Genomic DNA, 6,349 nt, shown 5'->3' with positions numbered 1-6,349 from the left:
TCGATATCGACCATGTGTCGTATCGAGTCCGCTATGATCGCGTGGACGCGTATGGACGAGTCACTCTTCGATATAAAGGACGAATACTGCATTTAGGGTTGAGTAAAAAACGTAAGAATTGTCCCGTTATTCTCCTGATTCATGGCAACCATGTCATCGCGCTGGATAGACAGATTCACCAAATCATTGGATATTTCGAACTAGACGAAACAAAAAACTATCAAAAACTCCTACCAGCAACCACCATCACAGACAAAAACGGAACGATATCTTGACACATACCAACGCAAAAACAAAACAAAATGTGCCAAAACACCGGAACGATGTCTTGACACATGACAGTGGAGCGGATGACGGGAATCGAACCCGCGTAATCAGTTTGGAAGACTGAGGCTCTACCATTGAGCTACATCCGCAGACAAAAAACTACTATAAGCAAAAACTGCACAGAATGCAAACTTCTTAAATGCTGGAGTGTTGCTATGCTGGAAATCATGCAGCATGTTTTTATTATTGGTAGTCGTGGACTGCCTGCACAGTATGGTGGTTTCGAAACTTTTGTGGAAAATCTTGTTCTTCATCGTAAGAATAATGAGATTGTTTACCACGTCGCATGCTTAAGCAACACCGCCCACCACACGCACACCGATTTCCACGGCGCCGATTGTTTCACAATCAATCCGCCCAAAATCGGACCTGCCCGCGTCATCGCCTACGACACCTTCGCCCTGGAATACGCGCTCAGTCTAGTCGATAAAAACGCAATTGCGCATCCCGTATTCATCATTCTTGGTAATACTATCGGGCCTCTCGTCAAGCGGTATGCCACGAAAATCCATAAACGTGGTGGTCTGCTTTTCGTCAACCCTGATGGTCTGGAATTCAAAAGAGCAAAATGGCCAAAACCTGTGCAGAGCTATCTGAAATACGCGGAAAAATGCATGGCGCGTCATGCTGATGTTATTGTTAGCGATAATCAAGGCATCCAAGACTATATGAAACGCAACTATCCTGGCGTAAACAGCACATTTATTGCGTACGGCACAGAAACCCAACAGACGCATTTAACCGCGCATAGTGAGGATGTTCGCGCGTGGTTCAGCGAGCATAATCTGAATGCACAGGAATATTATCTGGTTGTTGGTCGTTTTGTTCCGGAAAATAATTACGAAGCCATCATCAGCGAATACATGCAGTCAACGACCCAAAAACCGCTCGTTATTATCTGTAATCATGAGGGGAACGCGTATTTCGAGACGCTTAAGCAGCGCACTCAATTCACTACGGATCCGCGCATTAAATTTGTCGGTACGGTCTACAACAAAGAGCTGCTCACGTACATCCGCCAAAATGCTTTTGCATATATTCACGGTCATTCGGTTGGAGGAACTAATCCAGGGCTGCTTGAAGCCTTAAGCTACACCGACTTAAATCTCATCTTAAATGTGAGTTTTAATCATTCGGTTGCGAAAAATTCAGTGCTGTACTGGAAAATTGACGGTATGGATGACGCAGACAAAACCGCTGATCAATCCCTCTACCTACATGCTGTGATTAATCATGCGGAAACGATGTCTGCAGATGAGCGCGCAACCTTTGGCGTTCAGGCTCGGCAGATTATTGCGAACGAGTACACGTGGGATGAAATTGTCAGCCAATATGAGCAGCTTTTTATAACAGGGCAAACGAGCGCTGCTATGGGCGCTACGCCATTCACGCAAACTGATAGAGACAGCGACACGAAGATTGACGAGCGTAAGATTGACACGAAGATCGAGTAGAGAGGTAGCAGGAAGGTGCTGATACAGATACCGAACCCACGCTAAGGAACACCAACCACCCCACACAGGAAACACACAGTGAAAGTCAATATTCTTCTATCCACATATAACGGCGAAAAATATGTGCGTGAGCAAGTCGAAAGTATTCAAAAACAAAGTTTTACCGATTGGAATCTTCTCATCCGCGATGACGGTTCTAGCGATAATACAGCCGAAATTATTCGCTCTCTCGCTACCCAAGACGAGCGTATCCGTTTTATCAACGACGGTAACGTTACCAATGTGGGTGTTATCCGTTCCTTCTTCGAACTGCTCACATACGAAAAAGCGGACTATTATCTCTTCTGCGATCAAGATGATTATTGGTTGGAAGATAAAGTGCGCGCTCAAGTGGAGGAGGCTCGCCAACATCCGCAGCATATTCCTCATATGAACTATATGGATCCTGTGGTTGTGGATGCGAACTTAAAAACGCTCAACCCCAGCATGATCCGTTCCCAATCCGGACATGCTAATACTGAGCTTGTTCAAGAACTCACCGAGAACAGTGTTACGGGGGGCGTGGCTTTAATTAATCACGCGCTCGCAGAAAAATGGGTGAATGTGAGCGACAATATTATTATGCATGATTGGTTCCTCGCCCTATGTGCAACAGCAACGGGAACGTTAACTTTTATTGATAAACCGGGTGAGTTGTATCGCCAGCATGAAGCGAACGTTTTGGGAGCGCGAACATGGTCGAAGAAGTTCGCCACTTTTTCGAATCCTTGCGCTTTGATCAAGAAAAATTGGTGGCTTATTACATCTTCGCAAAAGCAAGCACAGTATGTTCTTGAACAGGAACGCGAAAATATTTCGCAGGAAAATCAGCGCTTGATGCATGCTTATATTCACGTTCTCGAGCAACCTTTCCTTCAGCGCCTATGCATAATAAAGCGTTTTCAGTTGCGCAAAAATAAGTTCCTCACATCCGTTTTCTTTTGGATTTTGATTGCAACCAGATGGGGTTATGGTCATGGTAAAGAAGAAAAATAAACGTTTCAAGCAATCGGCTAAGCAAACTGTTGCGGTCGATGCGATTATTGCAACTTCTACAGTTGAGCAGATTTCTATTGCGGATGCTCAGCGTGCAGTTAAGCGTTCAAATCCTTGGAAATATGCGTGCGTTGCGGTTCTTCTTCTTGCCGTTTTAACGATTCCGTACGGTATTGGTCGCGACATTGCTTTTCATCACACAGCTGATGCTATTTGGTTCCTTTCGCGCGTTCAGCCGGTAGGATGGGCGCTGATTAGTTGGTGCGTGACGACTATTACTTTGATTTCCTTGCTGATTGCTGTGATTGAATCTCGATGGTGCAGTTGGGGAGTGTTGGCGTATTTTGCTTTTGCTGTTGAACAGCTATTGTCGGGACTGTCCATTTTGTCTACGAAATATTGGTGGGGGACGAAAGTTATTTTCGGATCGAGCAGCGTTTATGCGAACGGTATTAACGCCGGTATTATTTGTGCGATGGGCGCTTTAGGTTTTTTCCTCGTTGTGTATATAACAACGTTGATTTTTATTAAAAAGACCTCGCCTTTGAATGTTTTTACGCGCAGCTGGGCAGCATTAACGCTTTTTTTCGTGGTTGAACTTGGCGGTTTGATTGTGGCGATGTTCGGCGGTTTTATTTAGACGATCGGGAAAACTTGGGTGTAGGGCGTTCTTCTGTTGTGTGCCGTAAAAATATGAGCGACGAGTGCAGGGGGCATACGTCAGTATGTATGACCCCTGCACCTTAATCTAAAGATACATGAATCGGAGAGTTAAAATAACTGAATTTTAGTTTTTCCCTATAAAATCACCAAGATTTTTAATTTGTTGCTTGATGAGATGATATTGTTCAGATGAGGTTCTGGGGGAGTACATATTTAGTTGAACGTCCTTTGCTCACTATTTCTATATATTTTTCCCAAGAAGAGCTTTTAAGTTTTCTCTGAACTTATACTCTGTCATTAGGGTGTTTTCAATTACATCATTTTTGCTAATGTTTCCATTCTCGATTATAAACTTGAGAATGGTTTTTTCATCCTCGTTACATCTTCGTATGAAGATAGCAAATCAATTTTCCAAATAGTAACAATAGTACTATCGAAAGTGGTTGTGACTTCTGGAATTTTTAACTTGTACTTCTCAGACATGTCAAAAATTTTAGGTCCTCTTGAACCGGCCTTTTCAGACATTCCTATTCTTCTGAATAATGATGAAATTGTACTATTTCGTGTTTTTGATGTGCCTCCATGTATAAACTCTGGGATAGAGACTTTCATCTTGCCAGGATTTTTAAATTCGTAGAAATCATTATACGAGGTAATGATAATTGGAGAATCGAAGTCATAATAAGCGTGCATTAGGCAGTTGACTAACGCTTCGCGTATAGATTCAGATAAATCCTTCTTAAAAGGTAGACGATGTGCAGATTTGTCGTTTAGCTCGAATCTATCGTTTGTTGTAGCGGTTATTTTCTTATATGTTAGTTTGAAGAAATCATACATGTTCAAATCGGGATACATCATATCTCCGGTCGAAACTCTGTCATCCCACCTTGCAGAAAACGAGTTATCTTTTTCAAAGTAATCTAATTGGAATTTAGGGTAACGAGAAATAATGGAATTATTTTTTCCAAAAAATAGCAATCCGCCTGCTGTCAATTTATAAGTGCCGTCAGTTCTATCCTTCTTAAACACACCAATTTCAGTTAAGAAGGCTCTGAGCGGCATATTGATATACTTGTTATTTCCGCTCAAATCGATTAATAGTTTTTATAGTCTTCAATTGTTTCGATATTAAGGTCGCTTTCGTCGTAGTTAGTTAGGAGTTCGCTATCAATATCATCGTGAGAACTTACCATAAGATATTTTAGTTCTTCTCTGTCGAGTCTAACGCCGTCCTCTCCTAGTCTTTTATAAGATTGTCTAAAATCATTCTTTAGATGGACAGGCTTTTGGTCACTACTAGCTTCTCTTATAGTTATCACCATGAGTTGGCGATTTTTACCAGGGATGTCTACATACTCAATGTCATTATCTGTTAACAAATTACAGCTGACTTTTTGTTTATTCGCAGCTAGAGCAAACAAATCATCTCGGATTTTCTGAGGATTATTTACTCCTTGATATGGATCTTCATTTTTCTCATCAATTCCTAAAATGATTTTTCCGCCGTTGGTATTAGCGAAAGCAGAGTAAGTTTCCCAGAAAGAATCAGGAAGCGCATTCTTGGCTTTTTATACTCTAAACTTTTTCCTTCAGATCTTAGTTCTACGCTTTCCTCCTATCTTTAAATGACTATTTTACAATTTTTTCGTACGAATATCGCGCGAAAAAATTGTTTTGAAAACACTCAAAATTTTGTTGATTTTAAGCAGTTTATGAAGAGGAAAAATAGGAGGGAAAATGATAATCACGCGAAAATCGCGCGATTATTCTCTGCCAAATATTATTACAGAGTGTGTGATGTTAATCATGGCACATCTCTTAAGGACATCTCGAGTTCTTAGAACATATCCAGTAGAATAAGTCGATGGAACAGGTGTGCGAGAAATATCTCCTCGTTCGTCAAACTAATATCTTTTGGAGAGAAACGTGATTAAAGGTTTTAAAGATTTTATTTCCCGCGGCAACGTTGTTGATATGGCAGTCGGTGTTGTTATGGGTGGCGCAGTAACCGCTGTAGTTACTTCTATTGTTGAGAACTTCATCAACCCATTGGTAGCTATGATTTTCGGCAAGCCAGATATGTCTGATTTGTTGAAGTTCACTTTTAATGGTGCAACTATTTCTTTCGGCGCTATTTTGACTGCTCTGATTAACTTCCTGATTATTGCTGTTGCTGTTTACTTCTTCATCGTTTTGCCTATGAGTAAGCTTAAGGATATGACTGCTAAGCAGGAAGCTGCTGAAGAAGCTGCTGCTGAGCCAAGCGCTGAAGAAGTTCAGTTAGCTACTTTGCAGGAGATTCGCGACCTGCTCAAGGCTCAGAAGGACTAGTAGCTAGCTTATAGAGTAATCCCTCTCTGGCTGAAGTATTTCGAACACGAGAATAACGTGTTTTACGCTTTTGCTGGGGAGGGATTATTGTATTCAGCATAAGCTTGGTGACTTGTTCTCTGTTTTCAACGTTTTGCTTAGTCCTTAGACTTAACGGGAGCTGTATTCTTAATCAACATAATTTCGCGTGAAAATTGATAGTGCAGCCTACGTGCAACGTATACGACCTTTTCTAGATGGTATTAACGCTGGTTCGTCTAAATTTTCTGCTGGTTGGAGTTTCGCGGGGTTTGTAGGTTGCGGGTGTGTGACTAGCGGCTGTTTCTCGCAATCAGGCTTCACTCTGCGTTAAATTTGGAGAGCTATTGCTCTCACATATACTGGTTTAACCGATTCATACACCTGTTATGCCAGTTTTGATGGGCAAAAATGGTTTCAAAAGTGGCATATCGGTTGCGCGTATATGACTAGGGTTGTTCACCCATGACAACAAAAGAAAATAAACCAAACCATCTTCACACCGGGCGATGTCTTGACAC

Annotated in this window: 5 protein-coding genes, 1 tRNA gene and 1 pseudogene; 4 read left to right on the top strand and 3 right to left on the bottom strand. The window is 41.8% G+C overall.

Annotated elements, in window-relative coordinates; all coding sequences use genetic code 11:
* Positions 1 to 342 precede the first annotated feature (342 nt).
* Positions 343 to 416 (bottom strand) — tRNA-Gly (locus G464_RS0108065).
* A gap of 66 nt (positions 417 to 482) precedes the next feature.
* Between G464_RS0108065 and cps2T the strand changes: the two genes are divergently transcribed.
* The 3 genes from cps2T to G464_RS09525 all read left to right on the top strand — a co-directional run bounded on the left by cps2T (position 483) and on the right by G464_RS09525 (position 3,456).
* Positions 483 to 1,781: a beta 1-4 rhamnosyltransferase Cps2T gene (gene cps2T / locus G464_RS09530; RefSeq protein WP_021618720.1), complete on the top strand. Its 1,299-nt coding sequence runs from the start codon at positions 483 to 485 to the stop codon at positions 1,779 to 1,781.
* Positions 1,782 to 1,859: 78 nt separating this feature from the next.
* Positions 1,860 to 2,816, top strand: a complete 957-nt coding sequence (locus G464_RS0108055) for a glycosyltransferase family 2 protein (RefSeq protein ID WP_021618719.1) — start codon at positions 1,860 to 1,862, stop codon at positions 2,814 to 2,816.
* Positions 2,797 to 3,456, top strand: coding sequence for a hypothetical protein (locus tag G464_RS09525; RefSeq protein ID WP_022857425.1), 660 nt, complete (start codon positions 2,797 to 2,799; stop codon positions 3,454 to 3,456). The genes G464_RS0108055 and G464_RS09525 overlap by 20 nt, the downstream gene beginning before the upstream one ends.
* Before the next feature lie 368 nt (positions 3,457 to 3,824).
* Here G464_RS09525 and G464_RS10240 read toward each other — a convergent pair whose 3' ends face one another.
* Positions 3,825 to 4,568, bottom strand: coding sequence for an ATP-binding protein (locus G464_RS10240; RefSeq protein ID WP_208853782.1), 744 nt, complete (start codon positions 4,566 to 4,568; stop codon positions 3,825 to 3,827).
* A gap of 5 nt (positions 4,569 to 4,573) precedes the next feature.
* Positions 4,574 to 5,008, bottom strand: a pseudogene (locus G464_RS10235) (AlbA family DNA-binding domain-containing protein); the annotation flags it as partial.
* A 397-nt stretch (positions 5,009 to 5,405) separates the two neighbouring features.
* On the opposite strand from G464_RS10235, the gene mscL reads away from it, so the two are divergent.
* Entirely contained in the window at positions 5,406 to 5,810 is a 405-nt protein-coding gene (gene mscL, locus G464_RS0108040; protein ID WP_022857424.1) for a large conductance mechanosensitive channel protein MscL, read from the top strand.
* The last annotated feature ends 539 nt before the right edge of the window (positions 5,811 to 6,349 follow it).

It is taken from the genome of Alloscardovia omnicolens DSM 21503 (genome assembly GCF_000420505.1).
GTDB classification, from domain to species: Bacteria; Actinomycetota; Actinomycetes; order Actinomycetales; family Bifidobacteriaceae; genus Alloscardovia; species Alloscardovia omnicolens.
This window is presented reverse-complemented; position numbering and strand designations above follow the sequence as displayed.